The sequence below is a fragment of the uncultured Polaribacter sp. genome, assembly GCF_947503855.1.
Classification (GTDB): domain Bacteria; phylum Bacteroidota; class Bacteroidia; order Flavobacteriales; family Flavobacteriaceae; genus Polaribacter.
The window spans coordinates 144,777-164,974 of the sequence record NZ_CANNFF010000004.1 but is presented as its reverse complement, the minus strand read 5'-3'; the positions used below and the strand labels follow the sequence as shown (position 1 = coordinate 164,974).

Genomic DNA, 20,198 nt, shown 5'->3' with positions numbered 1-20,198 from the left:
TTTTTTTAAATCTACTTAGTTAAATAGATATAACCTTTACGCTCTTTCATGTCTCCATTCTTTTTATATTTTAAGATATAAAAGTAGGTTCCTGTTGGTAGCGACTCTGAGCTGCTTACTGTGCCTCTTCCGTTTGATACACCTTCAAAATAGTTCCCATTTTGTCCATATCCTGCAACGCTATACACCTGTACTCCCCAGCGGTTAAAAATCTCTATCGTGTTCTCTGGATATAACTCAATGTTACGTATTACAAATACATCATTTTCTCCGTCTCCATTTGGAGTCAATAAATTATAAACCTCTAAGTCATCTTCTATTGAAGCTTCATATTTATTCACCTCTAAATAATCAAAAACACCATCGTTATCTGAATCTATTGGATTAGATGCGTCTAAACCAATCTCATCGCCATTACTCAAACCATCGTCATCACAATCTGCAGCTAAATAATCTTGACTTACTGAAAGGGTAATGTTTGAAGGAATCGATGAACAAAAACTAGTTGCATCGGTACCGTCTGCCTTCTCTGTACCATCAATAACACCATCGCCATCACTGTCTGCTTTTAAAGAATTTGTTCCATCTATTACTTCTTCTGCATTGGTTACGCCATCATTATCACAGTCTGCATTATTCCATGCTTCACTTGGTGTTTCTGTTTGGCTTGATATTACAAAATCACAACTGTCTGTTGCATCGGTACCATCAGCCTCTTCTATGTCATCTGCAACACCATCGCCATCACTATCGATTCTAATAATGCTAAAAATTGCGTCTGTTTGAATGTCTAAAGTGTAATTATCACCTGCACTTAAGGTCCCTGAAGTTATCAAATACGTTCCAACTGCCTCGCCAGATTCTCGGGTTAAAGTTCCTGTAAATGCATCTGGTCCAAAAAGGTTTGGATCTGCTGTAAATACTAAAATAGGATCTTGGGCGCCATAGTCTTTCTCTTGATCTGCTATTAAAATATTGATGCTTTTTGGCACAATCGTAAAGTTAATTTCTCTATCTGCTGCATAATTCCCAATTCCGCTAAGCGTTACAGTGGCTGTACCAACATTGATGTTGTTACTGTAACTTAATGTATAATCTCTACCCTCTTTTAAAGTATTTGAACCATCCTCTACAACAAGCTTTGGTCTTTGTAAAGATCCATTGTAAATCAAATCTGAGATCGTAGCTACTGTAATCGCTGTATCCGTAATCAACTTACTCGTTATGGTAAACCTTCCCGCTGTGAATGTAATCGCATAGTTCGAAGAATTTAAACCTGAAGCGCTAATTGCATAAGTACCTGCAGCCTCTCCTGTAGCTCTGCTAATGGATAAAGTTCCTGATAAATCTTCTTGATCTTCGCCATTTACAAAACCTGCATAGCTTGCCGTTAATGTTGGATCTGCCGCTCCGAACTCCTTACTCTTATCGTCTGCTGTAATAGTAAGTGATGCTTTGGTAATAGTGAAAGTTACTGTTTTTACACCATTGTAATTACCTATTCCTGTAATTGTAACTGTGGCTGTTCCTACATTTATATTGTCTACATAACTTAGCGCGTAATCGGTAGCTTGAGTCAGTACTGTTGTACCATCCTTAACCGCTAGCGTTTGGGTTTGGGCTTGCCCTGTGTATACCAAATCGGCTATAGAAGTAGTTGTAATAGCTGCATCTGTAATCAACTTGCTGGTTATGGTAAAATCTACCCCTTCCGTAAACGAAGGCTCGTAATTGTTCGTTAAGAAAACTCCATTGTTTTGTGTTACAAGGCTACCTTGTGTAATCTGGTAAGAACCAACATCCTCTCCTATTTCTCTGCTAAGTGTCCCACTGAAGCCTGGTGTCTCTCCATTGACTGCTCCACTGTTCGTATAAGTGAATCTTGGATCTAACTCTCCAAAAATCTTGGTCTGATCTGCATCTGGAGTTACAATAAGCGTGCGTGGGGTAATCTCTCCATCTGTGCCGGTAATCGCGGCATTGGCACCTCCTTGAATAAAATAATTATCTGCATCAGATCCGCTTAGAGTGATACCTGACACTGTGTAATTTCTTGTTCCTGCATCTTTACTATCGTATGCACCAGCTGCGCTTGCCAATACAACATCTCCAGTGATTGGAGTATTCAAAGTTAGGGTTAAATTCAACAGCTTATCATTGCCATCATACACCTTAGTCTTGCTGCTGTTTACTGATGCAATTAATGCTTTTGGAATTATATTTAGGTTCCCCTGGAGGATAATTGTATTGCTAAAATTAGGACTGGTCTTACTTATATTACCCGCTTCCAATAGATAACTTCCAGATTGTAAAGAACCAGAGGTACTCAACTGTGGTGATACTACTGATATATCAAAAACTCCCGTACCAGAAGTACCATCGGTTACTGTTACCTCTGTACCATTAATCTGTGTACTTGATGTTAGATCTTCTATTAATTGGTTATTTAAATTGTAATACCCAACTTTAGCAATCTCAAAGACTGGTGTAGCTCCATAAACGACCTCGCTATCTTTAAGTTTAACGACCAACTGATCTGCTCCTATTATGGTATAATCTCCTTTCTGATAGGTAATGTCGTAGTTCTGTGCGCTCACTCCTGAAGCTGCTAACACAGCTGTATAAACTCCTACTGCCTCTTCACTGGCATTGCTTCGGGTAATAATCAGATTTGTAGTATTTAACACTGTTTGATCTTCACCAAATTTAAAGCCACTGTAGTTTACCCCTGCGTACCCATCTGCATCCTGCTGAGTTACAAACTTACTGTCATTATGAACCGTGATCGTTAATGCTGCCTTTGTAATGGTAAAGTCTACTCCTGTAGCCAAGTCTATTTGATAGTTGTCTGCTTTGAAGCCTGCGTTGTCTATAAGTAAGAGACTACCTTGATTGATCTGGTAAGTACCTACATGCTCTCCCACTGCACGGCTTATCGTATTTGTAAAGCCGGGGGTTTCTCCACTTACTAATCCTCTAAAAGTGTATGTTAAGCTGGGGTCTGCATCTCCATAAATCTTGGTTTGATTGGCATCTGGAGTAACAGTAAGTACTCTTGGTATAATATTAAAAGTAACCGTTCTAACTCCTCCATAATTACCTAATCCTGTAAGGGTAATTGTAGCCTTTCCTACATCTGTATTATTGATATAGGATACCTCATAATCTTCTCCCTCAACTAAAACTGTATCGACATCTTTTAACGCTGTATTAGGCGCTTGTGACTGACCATTATAAATTAAATCTGATATGGGTAGTATACTAATATCTTGATCTGATAGTAATTTATTGGTGATCGTAAAAGCAATCCCACTTGTAAAGTCTAATTGATAATTAGAGGCTAAAAAAGCATCTTTATCTTCCAATAAAAGTGAACCTTGACGGATTGCGTATGACCCTCGAGATTCTCCTGATAAACGCCCTAATGAACCACTAAATAATGGCGTTTCTCCACTAATTTGACCACGATAGTCATAGGTCAAAATAGGGTCGGAGGTGCCAAATATCTTTGACTGTCCAATTCTTGGTGTTACAGTAAGAGTTTGTTTACTAATCTGACCGTTTGTTCCTGTAATCTGAACGTTTGCTCCGCCTTGAATATAATAATTGTTCGCATCTGAGCCACTCAACATTAAGCCTGAAACAGTATAAGCTCTATCTCCTACATTAGCACTGGAATAAACACCAGTACCCGATGCTAGAACATTGTCTGTTACAAAAGGAGTACTCAAATCAAAAGTCATTGAAGGTAGTAAAGCATTACCGTCATAAATCTTTGACTTACTACTTGATAAACTTACTACTAATTCTTTAGGATTTACTTTTAAAACTCCTTGCTCAATTAGCGTGTTGTTAAAATTAGAACTTGTAAATACTGCCTGATCTGACACTAAATTATAGGTCCCTACAGAAAGATGATTTGAAGTACTATATAATGGTGTCTCTGGAACTATTAAAAACGTTGCGCTTCCTGATGCTCCATCTACTACCGTTATTTTATTCCCTGTTACACTCGTGCTAGAAGTTAAATCAACTACCTGAGTATTGCCTGAACTATAATAGCCTGATAACTCTACTCTATAGGTTGGTGTCTCTCCATAAACAATCTCAGAATCAGATAATTTTACATATAACTGATCTGCAGCTACAATTTGATAATTACCTGACTCATAACGAATCTCATAGTTAGAAGAACTCAGACCACTAGCCTGTAATACATCTTGGTAAATTCCTGCAGATTCTACACCTGCATTACTCCTTGTAATCCTTAGATTGTCTGTAACTAAGACGCTCGAATCTTCTCCAAACTTAAATCCTGTATAACTTACACCTGCATAACCCTCTGCATCAGCCTGGGTTACAAACTTAGCATCATTATTTACTGTGATGAGCAATGGTGCTTTTGTAATCTCAAAATCAATGTTTGCTGTCAATTCAATCGCATAGTTCGAGGAATTAAAACTGCCGTTGTTTGCAAGAACTAAACTACCTTGTGTAATCTCGTATTGATCAACAGCCTCTCCTTGATCTCTGCTTAAACTTCCGCTAAAAGCGGCTGTCTGTCCGCTTATCGATCCACTGAATATATAAGTAAACTCAGGATCTGCTTCTCCATACTGCTTTGTTAAACCCGTAGAAGGTGCAACACTAATCGTACGCTGTGTTATACCTGCACTCAAACCTGTTGGCTGGCGCAAACTATAATTATCTTTTGCTGTACCTGTTATCTCATAGCCAACTACGTTTACCGTAATATCTGTTGATACATCTGGCGATGTAAAAGTGCCTTCTGCTATACCCGATAATACCACATCATCACCTACTGCTAAACCTACCAATGTAGCTGTTCCTGATAAAGTAGCTTCCGTTGTACCATCATATTCCTTATCATCGGCCGTAAGACCACTAATGGTTAATGTCTTCTTAAGAATAGTAAATATGATTGTTTTTGTACCACTGTAATCACCTGTTCCTGTAATTGTAACTGTGGCTGTTCCTACATTTATATTGTCTACATAACTTAGCGTGTAATCGGTAGCTTGAGTCAGTACTGTTGTACCATCTTTAACCGCTAGCGTTGGGGTTTGGGCTTGACCTGTGTATACCAAATCTGCTATGGTTGCTGTTGTAATGTCTGCACTCGTAATCGACTTACTTGCAATGGTAAACGTTCCTGCAACATAGGTAATCGCATAGTTAGTAGCCGTTAAACCTGAAGCGGTAATTGCGTAGATGTTTGCTGCCTCTCCTGTTGCTCTGCTTATCAATAGCGTTCCTGATAAGTCATCTTGATCCTCTCCACTTACAAAACCTGCATAGCTTGCTGTTAATGTTGGATCTGACTCTCCAAAGCCCTTACTCTTATCGTCTGCTGTGATAGTAAGTGATGCTTTGGTTATAGTGAAAGTTACTGCTTTTGTACCACTGTAATCACCTGTTCCTGTAATTGTAACTGTAGCTGTTCCTACATTTATATTGTCTGAGTAACTTAGCGTGTAATCGGTAGCTTGAGTCAGTACTGTTGTACCATCCTTAACCGCTAGCGTTGGGGTTTGGGCTTGACCTGTGTATACCAAATCTGCTATGGTTGCTGTTGTAATATCTACACTTGTAATCGACTTACTTGCAATGGTAAACGTTCCTGCTACATAGGTAATCGCATAGTTAGTAGCCGTTAAACCTGAAGCGGTAATTGCGTAGGTGTTTGCTGCCTCTCCTGTTGCTCTGCTTATCAATAGCGTTCCTGATAAATCATCTTGATCTTCGCCATTTACAAAACCTGTATAGCTTGCTGTTAATGTTGGATCTGCCTCTCCAAAGCCCTTACTCTTGTCGTCTGCTGTGATGGTTAGTGATGCTTTGGTTATAGTGAAAGTTACTGTTTTTGTACCACTGTAATCACCTGTTCCTGTAATTGTAACTGTGGCTGTTCCTACATTTATATTGTCTGAGTAACTTAGCGTGTAATCGGTAGCTTGAGTCAGTACTGTTGTACCGTCTTTAACCGCTAGCGTTGGGGTTTGGGCTTGACCTGTGTATACCAAATCTGCTATGGTTGCTGTTGTAATAGCTGTACTCGTAATCGACTTACTTGCAATGGTAAACGTTCCTGCAACATAGGTAATCGCATAGTTAGTAGCCGTTAAACCTGAAGCGGTAATTGCGTAGGTGTTTGCTGCCTCTCCTGTTGCTCTGCTTATCAATAGCGTTCCTGATAAATCATCTTGGTCTTCGCCATTTACAAAACCTGTATAACTTACCGTTAATGTTGGATCTGCCTCTCCAAAGCCCTTACTCTTGTCGTCTGCTGTGATGGTTAATACCTTGGCTGTAATATCTGCAGATAAGGTAGGTTGCGTAAGTGTATAGTTTCCTGCATCTGCTCCTGAAATTGTATAACCTGTGGTATTAATCGTGATGCCTGTACCTACATTCGAACTTGCAAATGTAAAGTCTGGAGTTCCACTTAAACTTATATCATCATTTTCTTCAACCCCTAATAAACTCGCGGTGCCTGAAGCTGTGGCTGATGTCGTGTTATCATACACTTTGTCATCTCCTGTAAGACCAGTAATGGTTAGCTCTTTGGCTGTAATGTCTGCGGATAAGGTAGGTTGTGTAAGTGTATAGTTACCCGAATCTGCTCCTGAAATTGTATAACCTGTGGTATTAATCGTGATGCCTGTGCCTACATTCGAACTTGTAAATGTAAAGTCTGGACTTCCTCCTAAACTTACATCATCATTTTCTTCAACCCCTAATAAACTCGCTGTGCCTGAAGCTGTGGATGAAGCTGTATTATCATACACTTTGTCATCTCCTGTAAGACCGGTAATGGTTAATGACTTAGTGGTAATATCAAAAGTAACCTGTTTTGTTCCACTATAATTACCTGTTCCTGTAATTGTAACTATAGCTGTTCCTACATTTATATTGTCTGAGTAACTTAGTGTGTAATCGTTATCTTGAGTTAGTACTGTTGTACCATCTTTGACCTCTAACGTTGGGGTTTGGGCTTGCCCTGTGTATACCAAATCTGCTATGGTGCCTGTTGTAATGTCTGTACTTGTTAATGGAGTGGTTAGTTTTATTTCCAGTTCATCTGTGGTACTATCTGTCTTGGTTGACCCATCTGAAGTCCTAGTAGCAGTTGCCGAAATAGCATAAGTCCCTTCTGTTAATGATGTGGTCACCACTACAGACCATGAAGATCCATTAATGGTTAGTCCATTACCTACCGTATAAGTTACGCCACCAATGGTAACAACCAACGTATCATCTCCTTCATTTGAACCGCCCCAAGTTCCTGTTACGGTTGGTGTTTGGGTATTTGAGGTTTGACTCACTACCGTTGGAATGAACAATGTATAACTGGTTACCTCATCTAGGTTAGACTCTATGAAGTTCCCCAGTTCACGCCAGGTCAAACTCATGTCTGCCGTCTTATCATTGATCCCACCAATATCTCCATTGGCAGTCTGAGAAGTTGAAGTAAAGGCTACAAGACCTGATACATCTCCGCCTGTTAATTCGGTTCCCCAGTAATCCGTAGTCCATGACTTAAAGCTCGATTCTGTAAAGGCAAATTCTAGCCAAGTATCATCTCCGTTATTTTGACCTCCTACCGGACCGTCAACATCTACATTGGTCGAGGACTCACCTACAGTTGCATAACTCAGAATACGGGCATCTCTTGCCCCTAGCTCACGCTCTATATTTGTGTCATTCCTGTCATTCTCCCATGCTGTCACAGACGGACCGCTTCCATCCTTACTAGGATCATGCGCATGATAGGCCACATAAGGCGTCTGGTCCTTTAAGTTCGCCTCGATCACAAAGTCTATCTTGTAATCAGCGTCTACGTCCATCCCATAATAAAAACTTGTTTTCGGTGCATTCTTATTACCCAAACGCACTCGGAAATAATATACTTTATCTATGGTACCGTCTGAAAAACTATAGGTACCCTGCTGCGCCTGCATCATCGCATCTGTCGCATTACCTACCAAATCAGTATCTGCTGTCGCCTGCTGATCGTCGTTTGGATCAAAATTTTCCCCAGCAAATAAATTACGCCACACACCCGTAGGCGATGGAACAGTTACCTGAGTAACGCGCACTGCCAGCTTATAGGTCTTCTTTGCTATACCATCACTTGCTGTTACCTCTATCGTGTAGAGCTGATAATCCATCAAGTTACTGGCTGTATAGGCCGTGCCACTAGTATGTGCCACATTATTTATCTTTAGCGTCGCTGAAGTATCGTCGGTAAATGGTGTGAAATTTACACTACTTGTTCCTGCGATCAATACTACACTATACTCCGTCGTCTCCGAATTAAATACAGGACTTAGCGTTCCTGCTGATGTTGTTAAACTCGAAAGATTGGCATTATCGTTAGTACTTGCCACACGCATCAAAGCATACTTTCCAGTATTCCCTATAACAGGATCAAGTGTACTTAAATCTGTATTTGCATCTACTTGCGTGCGCGTATTGCTTTCTCCGCCAACGGCTGCTTGTACTCCTGTACTCTCTGTTTCTTTACCTGAGTATAATAAGGCTCTAGCGCCAGATTCAACAGTAATTAAACCGTTATTTGTGATTGTAATATTCCCATCACCTTCATTACCTGACGTAGCGTCTTTATCTGCATATAGTTGTATTGCATCACCTGTTGCTTGCGTAGAAACAATCGGCTCTGTCACTTCTAGATCACCTGATAGCGTTGAAAGTTCAATTTCTCCCGAAGAATGAATACCGGTTGGATTTACCGACCCAATAGTTAAATCATCTGCATCCGTATAACTCAAAGCGCCAATAGGAGAACTACTTGATCCAGCAGCAATGGTATTGATATCATTGCTTGTATGGTCTAATGTTACTGTCCCAGCTCCATTGAGTGCAAGCCCATCGGCGATTAAATAACCTGAGGCTCCATCAATAATGGAAGTGGATGAAGTTATGGATATTGTACTATTTGTAGCTGTAAGTGGTGCGTTTACTGCTACAGTTCCTCCATATAGAGTTACAGGGCCTGCAATAGTCATAGCAGAACCAATAGAGATATTAGAGGTGTTCGTATCTTTTCCGATTGTTAAACTAGTAGCGTAAGAACTTAAATTCCATTGATCATCTAACTCTAACTCCTCTCTGAAGCTTGAACTGCTTGGCGCTATTAGAATCTCTCCTGTTGTATTGAAATTTAATGCATTTGTACTTGGGTTACTTCCTATGGTGAATCTATCGGAATTAAAGACCACATTACTTGAAGAGCTTGTAATATCAGTGCCAGACTTTGCGCCAAAATGAATGGATGAATTGCTATTACTTTCTAATTTGTAGCCATTGGCACCTAAATCTATTGTGATTGTCCCAGTCGAAGAAAGAAAATTTAAAATTCCTTTATCTGAAGTTGAGTAACCTAATCTCAAACCATAATCACTCGAATCAGTATCTCCGAGAGAAGTGAAAGAAATACCTCCATTAGTTGCTATAAAGTTATTTTCTCCTTGCAATGTAGCACCGTGACTACTTCCCGATTCTGAGTTAAAAACAATTTCAATGGCACTGGTTGAAGAATTAGAAGAAGACAATGTAAAAACTGCAGAATCATCATGGATGCCTGTAACTCCTCCTCTAACTCCACCAATTTCAGCAATGCCTTCTAGTGAAATTTTACCAGAACCACTGTCTAAGATAACATCTTGATGGGTAACAAAAGCATATGTATCATATGTTTTTGAGAAAATAGAAATATCTCCTCCACTGGTATTGGCCTCAAAATTTTCTAAATACACGCCTGCTTTTGTATCACTCCCAGTAGATGGATCAATAGTAGTTCCTGATACAGCAAATCCGTTTCCAACAGTTTCACCATTCCACGTAGTTGAACCACTTCCCCCTCCCATCCATAAATGACCTCCATTGGTATTAACAAAAGATCCATCCCTAAGTAGTATAGAACCATTGTCTGTGGATCCATCTGAATTAGACCATAATAAAAGATTACCGGCATTTGTGCTTATAGATTTATTTATAGCTAAACTAATATCTTCACTAGCTTTTAACAGCACATCTGCCCCTGAAAGCGTACTTGAGATATTGGCGCTTACTGTAATGTCTCCTCCGTAAATAGAAATTGGTCCAGCAATCTCTGTGGCACTTCCAACTGTAATGTTACCTGTGTTTGAGCTATGTCCTATAGTAAGCCCTGAAACGTCACTTGAATAAGTTAAATTTGAGGTATCAAATGTACTTTCAAACGAGTTTCCGCTTGTTGGCTTTATTGTGAACGTACCTGAAGTATTAAAAGCTATACCAGATGTTAGATCAAATTTATCTGCAGTTAACGTTATATCAGTACTTGAAGTTGTAATATCACTTGATGATTTATAACCTATGGTTGAAGCAAAACTTGAACTATATATTGTTCCTCCAGCACTTCCACTCAGTAAATTAATATCTCCACTATTAGCTAAAATATTGGCACCAATAAACAGTGTGTTATAGGGTGTGCCTGCACCTCCTCCGGAAGTTCCGGTTATATTTATATCTCCTGTTCCTGTACTTTGTACAAAAATTCCAGCACCACCACCAGCCAGTAATACTCCTCTACTTTGAGTTGAGCCACTTCCTGAAGTTCCTGTTAATGTTATATTTCCATTTACTGTTTTAATATATGAAGCTGTACCACCTGCGGTAGTTGCAAAATTTCCAAGATTCATGCCGTCAGAATATATAGCGCTTGAACCACTAACATCACCGACTAAAGTGATATTACCCGTCTTACCAGCATCTAAAGTAAAACCTTCAAAAGCAGAAATACCTGCTGAGTCTCCACCAGATGTAGAAGTATGTTGTCCTTTTAGAGAGATATCTCCACCCCCTGAAATAAATGAAATACCACTATTTTTTCTACCCACTACAGTTGTTCCTAAAGATATTGCACCTCTAGGAGTAGAATTTAGGGTGTTATTTAGCGCATAACCTGAAGGAATACTTGTTCCATCACCTCCAGCTAAAATAATAGATCCACCATTTTCATCATCATTTGAGCCATTATTTGCTACTCTATCTACTTGGGTTCTTGTATCTATTGTAGCATTATCTTGGATGTAGATGTAGCCACCATTTGTAGTTTCATTATCACTATTAGACCATAGAATTACATCACCGCCATTTGTAGTTATGTCAACAGAACTTGCTTGAGTAATATTTGCTGAAGCTTTTAAGGTTAGGTTGTTTACATAAGTAGACGATACATTGGCATTAACTGATATCGAGCTCGCTTCGATGGTCAAATGATTTAAATTTAATTTTTCAAGTACCGAAGAAGCATTGATATTAACTGCCGAAGTTGATGTTGGGCGAATTACACCATTGCTATAAGCCCATCCATTATCCTCGGTTACACCTCCGCTGGCTACGATTGTTAAAGTACCTAGATTGTTTTGGTCTACGATATCAAAAGTATCAGTGGTACTATTTCCATTAACAGTATAAGTTACGGCTACCTGACCATCACTCACTCCTGTAAGTACCCCAGTTGATGAGATGTTAGCCAAAGAATTATTGTCTATAGACCATGTTCCACCAGAAACAAAATGACTTAATTGTCTGGTTTTTCCTAGATAAACATAACGCTCTCCAATTATTTTTGGAAAAAATCCATTGACCCAATTACTACTATTACCGGTTAGTAAGAAATTATTTAGTGTACCGTTATTAGAATTATTAGTTCGATCTACAAGAGTTGTTATACCGGTGTTAGTGTTGCTTGGAGCCCCATGGTTAAAATCGTAATAAGCAACTAAACCTGGCTCTGAGCCTGTAGCCTCAATATTCATAAGTGCATCAATCTCTGCCTTGGTACGCACATCACTCCAAAAACGAACCTCGTCTATTTGTCCTGAGAAATAGTTGTTTATACGACCTAAAAAATAGGCGTTTGTTGAAATATTAACTTTATCTGGAGCTGCTGTAGTAATTGCTAATTCTCCATCTAGGTAAACGCGATAAATTTCGGCATCTTTAACAAAAGCAATATGAGTCCAAGCATCTTGAGTTATTAAAGCACGATCTGTAAGAAAATCAAAACGCTGAAGATCTCCATCTCTGTAGGAGTCTAAATGTATTTTCCCTTCTTTTAACCACAATGATGGGTTTCTAGTAAGAATGCTACTTCCTTCATAGCCTAAAAATCCATGGTATTCAGTATCATCGAAATTTGTCCCGTCTGGTTTAATCCAGAGTTCTATAGTAAATTCTGTGGCTCCATCTAAGATAGGACTGCTCGAGAGCTCTACATAATCATCACTCCCATCTGTATAGAGAGCATTGTTACCTACTTCTCTGAAGATTGCATTGGTAGAGCCAGCTGTAAAAGTAGGAAGTGATGATGTTTCATCTAATCCGAAATAATTGATATCAGCTATAGCAGCTAAACCAGTACTTTGCGTTTCTGATCCAGAAAATAGTTTGATAATTCCATTAGTACCTGTTGTTAAAGTTGGCGTATTAATAAGCTTAATATCTCCTCCAGTGGTAGTTCCTGGCGTAGAAGATTTTCCTGCATTTAAAATAATGGCGTCAGTAGATGTAGATGTAGTTGAGATGTTATCGGTAAGATTAATATCTCCTGTAAGTGTTTCTATGGTAATCTTATCTGTAGCATTTATAGAGCCAAGGGTTAAGGTATCCTCATTCAATAAATCTATTGTACCTGAACTTATTGTTATATTGTCAATTGTACCTAATGACATATTGGTAATGTAAATTGCTTCTGAGTTGTTATTTACACCTTTACTTGCTGTTAGTGAAATTTCACCTGAATCATTACTAATGTCAGCTCCATTTAAATGAATACCATCATTATTGGTGTTTTGAGTGATTGATGAATTTCCCCCACCTGTTCCAGAGATAGCAATATCTCCACTACCATTTGCTAGTAAAGATGAATTTGAATTCATATAAACACCATGATTCACCCCACCATTCGTTCCAGAATTAGCACCACCACCAACTCCATTAATTAAAATATTACCATTTGAAACAGTGGTAATTGAAATATTTTCTATACCCACTCCCCAATTACCTCTATTAGTATCACTAGAAGAATTATTATTGGAAGATCCTACTCCATATATTGAAATGTCATTAGCCGTTAAATCCATTCCGTTAATTCTAGTTCCAATACCATAACGATAATTTGTTTGAAAAGATCTACCACTCATAAATAGGTCTCCAGAACCTGCATTAATATAACTGCCTATGGCATTTATTCCAGCATATGTCTCTGAAAGACCTGTTGGAGGAGTTGTTAAATTGGCTGCATAACTATCTCCTACGTTTAACCCGTTCCATGAGGTTGAGCCTGAGCCACCGCCTATCCATACGTGCCCATTATTTGTAGATATTTGAGAACCAGAATTGAATAAAACACCTCCTATATCATTGCCGTCACTGTCTGACCATAAAATAACATTGCCTAAATTTGTTTTAATTGATTTATTGCCTAAAACTACAATATCTCCACTTGCTTTTAAAAGAATACCGCCATTAGCACCACCACCTTGTGTATCAAGGTTTGCATTAACATTTATATCTCCACCATAAATATTTATAGGCCCGGATATTGATATATCTTTACCTATAATAACATCTTCTGAATTAGTAGGATCTCCAATAGTTAAACTTGAAATATTACTTCCAAACAAGTATTTGGTAAAATCTATAGATTCTACAAAAGATGCTTCTGAACCATCATTTGGTCTAGCTAAAATAGATAAGCTGCCTGAAGTCGTTACATTAACCTTGATACTTGAATAAACATTTTGTTTATCAGCTTTTAGTTCTATGTTACCTGAAGTACTTGTAATAAAGTAATCTTCTTCATTACCACCAAAAGACACACGACCTTCATTTAGTGCTTCAATCGTTATATTACCATCTGTTGTAATTATACTACTATCGGTACTTGATCTGGCGGTAGTATTAGTAAGATAGACATCATAATCATAATTAGAACTTTTAGATTCACCCGTAATATTTATATTACCACTTGCCGAAATGCTTCCTGCCAGAAAGACTCCTCTAGCAGAAGTGTCAGAACTAGATTCTGAAATACCTGTAATACTAATGTTACCAGCAGATTGAATACTTGAATTATCTCCCAGTTCTACACCTATTAAACTGCTAATATTACCTTCACTACTTCGGCCTAATAGCGTTATATCTCCAGCTGTAATTGTTTTTATTGTAGATTCATTATCTATTCTAATACCATCTGCTCCAAGATCTAAAATACTTCCTGTATCACCATCAATTAAAATATTTCCATTTGTGGAAGTAATATTTGCATCAATTTCAATATTTCCTCCATAAATAGAAATAGGACCTGCAATAGTCTGATCACTACTAATGGTAATATTAGAGGTATTGGTCTCTTTTCCGATGTTTAAACCCGTAATATTTGAAACCGTTGAATTGGTTAATGGCCACGAAAGAGGACCTGAAAAACTATTGCTCGAAGGCTCTACTGTAAGTGTACCAGAAGTAAGTATATTTGACGCTCCTATGAAATTAAGCACGTCTGCTATTAAGGTTATATTTGATGTACTATTTGTAATGCTACTTCCTGTTTTTGCACCTAGATGACTGCCTGCATCAGCTACATATATTCCTTTTGTACCACCATCTAGTTTAATAGATCCTCCACTAGATAATATATCTGGATTTTGAAGAAAAATGCCATAACCTGAACCAGCACCTGATCCTGTGATTGAAATATTACCCCCACCAGTTGCTAATATTTCTTTAGGATTATTATAATTAAATACAACTCCATGACTAGTGTTTGAAGTTCCAGAAATAGTTATTGCAGGACCACTAGCTTTATTAGATATGAACGATAAAAATTTAGGCCCATCTAGTACGTTATTAACGGCGAATGATCTTACAAAATTAACACCATAAAGGTTATCACCTTTACCTATTATATGAATAGATCCATTACCTGAGTTTGCTACCCAACTACCTGTATGCCAAATACCAACTTCATTTCTGTGGTCATTGGTTGAGCTATGATTACTAAATCCTCTAATAACGATGTCACCACCTCCTGAATACATTTGTGTTTCATTTGCCTCTGTAGTTCCAAGTTTTATTCCGTTTCCAAAGGAACTTGATGCAAAACCATCAGGAATACCATCAGATGCTGCGCCTCCATTGGAGCCATCATCTAAACCACCGGCCAAAACAATTTTTCCTCCAGTATTTAGATTGCTAGCAGTGGATCCATTTACCGTATTAATTTCAACGTTATTAGATAAGACAATACTACCTTCATTATTAGTATCACTATCAGACCATAAAATAACATTACCCAGGTTTGTTTCTATTGACTTATTGTCTAGAAGCACAATATTTCCACTAGCTTTTGTAAGTATATCTGCGCCTGAAAGCGTGCTTGTTAGGTTGGCGCTTAGAGCAATATCTCTACCGTAAATAGAAATGGGACCGGCAACTGTCTGATCACTACCAATGGTTATATTAGAGGTATTGGTCTCTTTTCCGATGTTTAAACCCGTAATATTTGAAACCGTTGAATTGGTTAATGGCCACGAAAGAGGACCTGAAAAACTATTGCCTTGAGATAAAACTGAAAGTTGCCCACTGGCATTAATATTAAGCCCATTATTGGTAGTCACAGAAAAGGCATCTCCAACTAGTTTGATGTTACTAGTAGAAGACGAAATAGTTCCTCCTTGACCAATAGTAAGTTTAGAATCTCCTAACGCATTTCCTTGATTACCCGTTTGAACAACTGAAATTCCCATTGAGCCCCCATCTACTTTAATTTCACCTGAGGCAGCATATAAATTAAGCTTACTTCCATTGTAATAGTTTCCAACTTCTATTCCATAATGTGGGCTTGCTCCTGTTCCAGTTAGATCAATTGAGCCAGAACCCGATGATTCTATAGTAACAATTCCATCAACCCCTATGCCGTTACGAGCATTTGAACTACCCTTTAATTTTACAGCTACACCTGTGGAGGTTGAATTAAAGCTGGTGTTTCCAGCAATTATAACATCGTGTAACCCAAATGAAATACCTTGGGTTTCGAAAGAAGAAGATGTTTTTCCATCCCATTCAATTGTTCCATTACCCGAATTAATCGTATTGCCACCATAGGTAGTAATTCCGGATGCATAATTTGTGCCTCCGTCACCTTTGACTAAAATATTACCTCCATTAGTTTGAATAGTTGCATTCTCAAAGTATACACCAGCGTTTGCATCACCGCCACCATCTGAGGGTGTAAAAGAGGTACCTGAAACTGCATATCCGTTACCTACAGTGAGATCATTCCATGTAGTATTTCCAGATCCTCCTCCAATCCAAACACTACCCCCAGCAGTATTTATTAAAGAGTCGTCTCGCAATAATACCGAACCATTAGATGTTTGTCCATCACTGTTAGCCCAAAGTATTATGTCACCCCCATTAGTCGTAATAGACTTATTGGTAGCTAGGCTAATATCACCAGTTGCTTTTGTAAGAATATCTGCGCCTGAAAGGGTGCTTGAAATATTAGCATTTAAACTAATAGTTCCTGCATAGATGGAGATTGGTCCATTTATTTCAATATCACTACTTAAATTTACAGTAGCCGTATTCTCTGGCTTACCGATATTTAGTGTACTCTCATTACCACTAAACAATAAATTAGAGATAGTCTGTGCTTCACCAAAAGAGTCACTGGTAGGTTTCATAGAGAAAGCACCTGAAGTGGTAACAGCGGTTTGACCATTGAAAGTGAAATAGTCTGAATCTAAACTAATAGAACTAGAAGAAGAAGTGACACTAGAAGAGAAGCCGTTAACTGTTGAGGCCGATGCACCTCCAAAATAAGTATTTCCTGTAAATACAACCCCTCCAGTAGAATTGCTACTAGATAAAATTTCTATAGGACCATTTTTGGATAATATATAGGCATTGTTACTAGCATCTCCGTTAAAATAAATTTCATTTCCGCTGGAGTTGGTGTTGCCACCCTTTATTTGAATTCCACCACCTGAAATAGCTCTTGATTCGATTAAATATGCACCCTCCCTTAATGAAAATATAGCTCCGGTATATCCCGATCTTTGTGTACTTCCTGTTATTGAAATAGCAGGACTTTCTGTACTATTAGAAGTAATAGCATAATTAGCGTTGCTTCCATAAGCCAATTCTATTCCATGAGCTAAACTTGCATCACCATCCATTAAGATAGTACCGCTTCCAGAATTTATTATAAACTTCTGGGCGCTTAAAATTCCTGGATATTCTATACTTCCAGAGGTTTTACCTCTTATAATAATATCTCCTCCGTCACTTAATAAATTTACAGAACTACCTGTAGTACCATCAGCAGGGCCTAATAAAATACCTCCATGAGAAGTAGTCTTAGAATTCCATGCATAGCCATCAGGAATACCATCGCTAGCTGTGCCGCCGTTTGCACCGTTATCTTCTCCTCCAGCAAGCACTAAAGTTCCTCCATTTGATATAAGCTCAACTCCCAGAGCTAGGTCAATATAACCACCAATATCTACCCCTCCTATTGCAGATTGGTCTGACCAAAGAATTATATTTAATTCTCCAGAACCCGTTGCTTTAACTGAAGCATTTACATCTATGTAATTTAATGATTTGAAAGTTAGACTCCTTTCGGTGATACCCGTATAGCTTATAGGACTGTTAACTGTTATTGATCGGGCATCTATGGTAAGATCTCCAGAACTTAAATAATTTTCTATTACAGAGGCATTAATACTAACATTGCTACCTACTTTAATCAATCCATTTGAATACGTCCAGCCATTATTTATGTCTGCACCTCCAGAGGCTACAATAGTTACATTTCCTCTCAATTCAGTAATTCTGGCAAAACCGTTTCCTGTATTTCCAATTATATTTGATCCTCCAGAAGGGTTTGGCATAGACGCGTTTCCAGCGGTTAAAACAGGACTACTCAAGTTAGTTTTAACATAACCAGAGCCACCGCCACCGCCACCACCAGCTTGACTTCCTGCACCTCCGCCATACCAGCCGCCTCCGCCGCCGCCGCCTTGTACTATATCTCCTATATGTCTAGAACTACTAGCTCCTCGCCCAAAACCAGCCTCAATATATGCCACTTCATTTCCAGAGTAAGTTGTTCTGGTATCATAACCCGAAACACCTCCCGAAGTTTGAGATCCTCCTCTTCCTACACCTCTTAATGCTGGCTCAGGTGTATTTGGTGCAGTAGCACCAACAATACCACCGCCATAACCGCCTGCTGTATTATAACTTGTAGACCAAGCACCCCCACCGGCACCACCGGCTCCAGCTACAATTAACACCTTATCTTTACTGTTACTTAAAGCACTTAATAAACCATTTTCAAGTGCCATATGTGTTGCCCCACCACCTGTAAAACCATTTCTATCGTTTTGAGAGGTAGCAACAGGGTTTCCTGATCCTCCACCATTAAATGCTGTAGAAGTTGTATGACTCTGAAAGCCTTCTTGACCAACAGAAAGATAAATAGTAGTAGCCTCTGTAAAAACAATTTCTCCTTTGCTATAACCACCTTTACCACCTACCCCAATTTTATTGAGCAAGCCAGTGTCACCACCCCCTTGGGCACCCCAAGCTTCTAATTCATAGGTTCCAGGTGGTAAGGTTATAGATTTTTCAGATCCCGTATAATTATACTCGATTGCACTTTGACCAGCTATTTTTAAAATCTTTACAACATTTGTATATTTAAAAACACCCGTATTATCTATTGTCTTTCTTCTATAATAGGTTGTTTGTGATATATTAGCTGGATTTAATTCATCAGATGTTTCACCAGAAATATCTGTAAAAGTTGAACCATCTGTACTTATCTGCCATTGGTATTCGTAAGGAGAGGAGCCAAATGTAGGAAGAGTAGAACTTGAAATATGTTGAAACCCACTCACTTCTATTTCACCACCTGGGTATATTTGTGTTATTCTTGCATAACCATCGCCATTTCTAGTGCCTGTAGACATCGTACCAGAAGTAACACCTCCTATATAACCTGACCCGCCACCGCCAGCTCCTCCAGCAAAAGATCCAGCTCCGCCACCATACCAGCCACCGCCACCGCCACCGCCTTGAGCTGTGTCAGCGGTATTTCTATCTGCAGAAGCTCCTAAACCAAAAGTAGCTGCCACAGAAGGTGTAGAGTTACTTTGAACACCTGTAGCACCACCAGCAGTTTGTGTTCCTCCATTTCCACTACCTCTATAGCTACTAGCCGTAGATACAGCACCAGCCAACCCAGCGATACCGCCACCAGCACCACCTGCAGGGTCATAACCTGAACCAAGATAACTGTAATTACCGCCGCCACCGCCGCCGCCGCCAGCCACAATTAGTACATCTGATTGAAATGAATTCAATGTACTTAAAACCCCCATCTTTTTTGCAATATGAGTAGCACCTCCACCAGTAAATCCATGAAAAATAATATTAGTACCACCATCTCGGCTACCAGCGCCACCTCCATTAAAAGCAGTGTTAGTAGTACCAGATTGAAACCCTTTTTGACCAACATAAATATATAAGGTTTCGCTAACAGTAAGATCTAAAACCCCCTTTGAGTACCCTCCTTTCCCTCCAGGTCCATAATGATAAATACCACCACCTCCTTGAGCTCCCCAAACTTCTAATTCGTAGGTTCCAGGTTGTAAGGTAACCTCTGAGTAAGTGCCTGAATAAGAAAAATCTAAATTAGACTGCCCTAAAACACTAGAGAAACTCATTAATGTAAAAAATAAAACTGTGATTGTTTTGATTATATTGGAGGATATTTTTGTATGCATGGCTATCAATGGTATGATTTACTTGTAATTATTTGTTTTTTTAAATGTTTAAAATCTACTTTTAGAAAAAAATCATTGAATAAGATAAAGTTATTTATCTAACCTACAAAAATACAATAAATTATGGTATTTTTTTTAAAAAAAACATCAACCAAAATACAAGCATTACTTTAAAAAATGAGAGCCAATTTTCATCAACCTACATTTAGATAAAACCACTATATCAATCCAATTTTATTGAAACATAAAGAAAAGAAGTTAACAACGTTAAATTGTTTGATTATGAGCACTTTAAATAATGTAAATTGT

At 38.6% G+C, this 20,198-nt stretch carries 1 protein-coding gene; it reads right to left on the bottom strand.

Translation table 11 applies throughout. The features are described from left to right. Positions 1–11: 11 nt before the first annotated feature. Positions 12–19,829: an MBG domain-containing protein gene (locus Q0662_RS04835; protein WP_298947697.1), complete on the bottom strand. Its 19,818-nt coding sequence runs from the start codon at positions 19,827–19,829 to the stop codon at positions 12–14. Positions 19,830–20,198 lie beyond the last annotated feature (369 nt).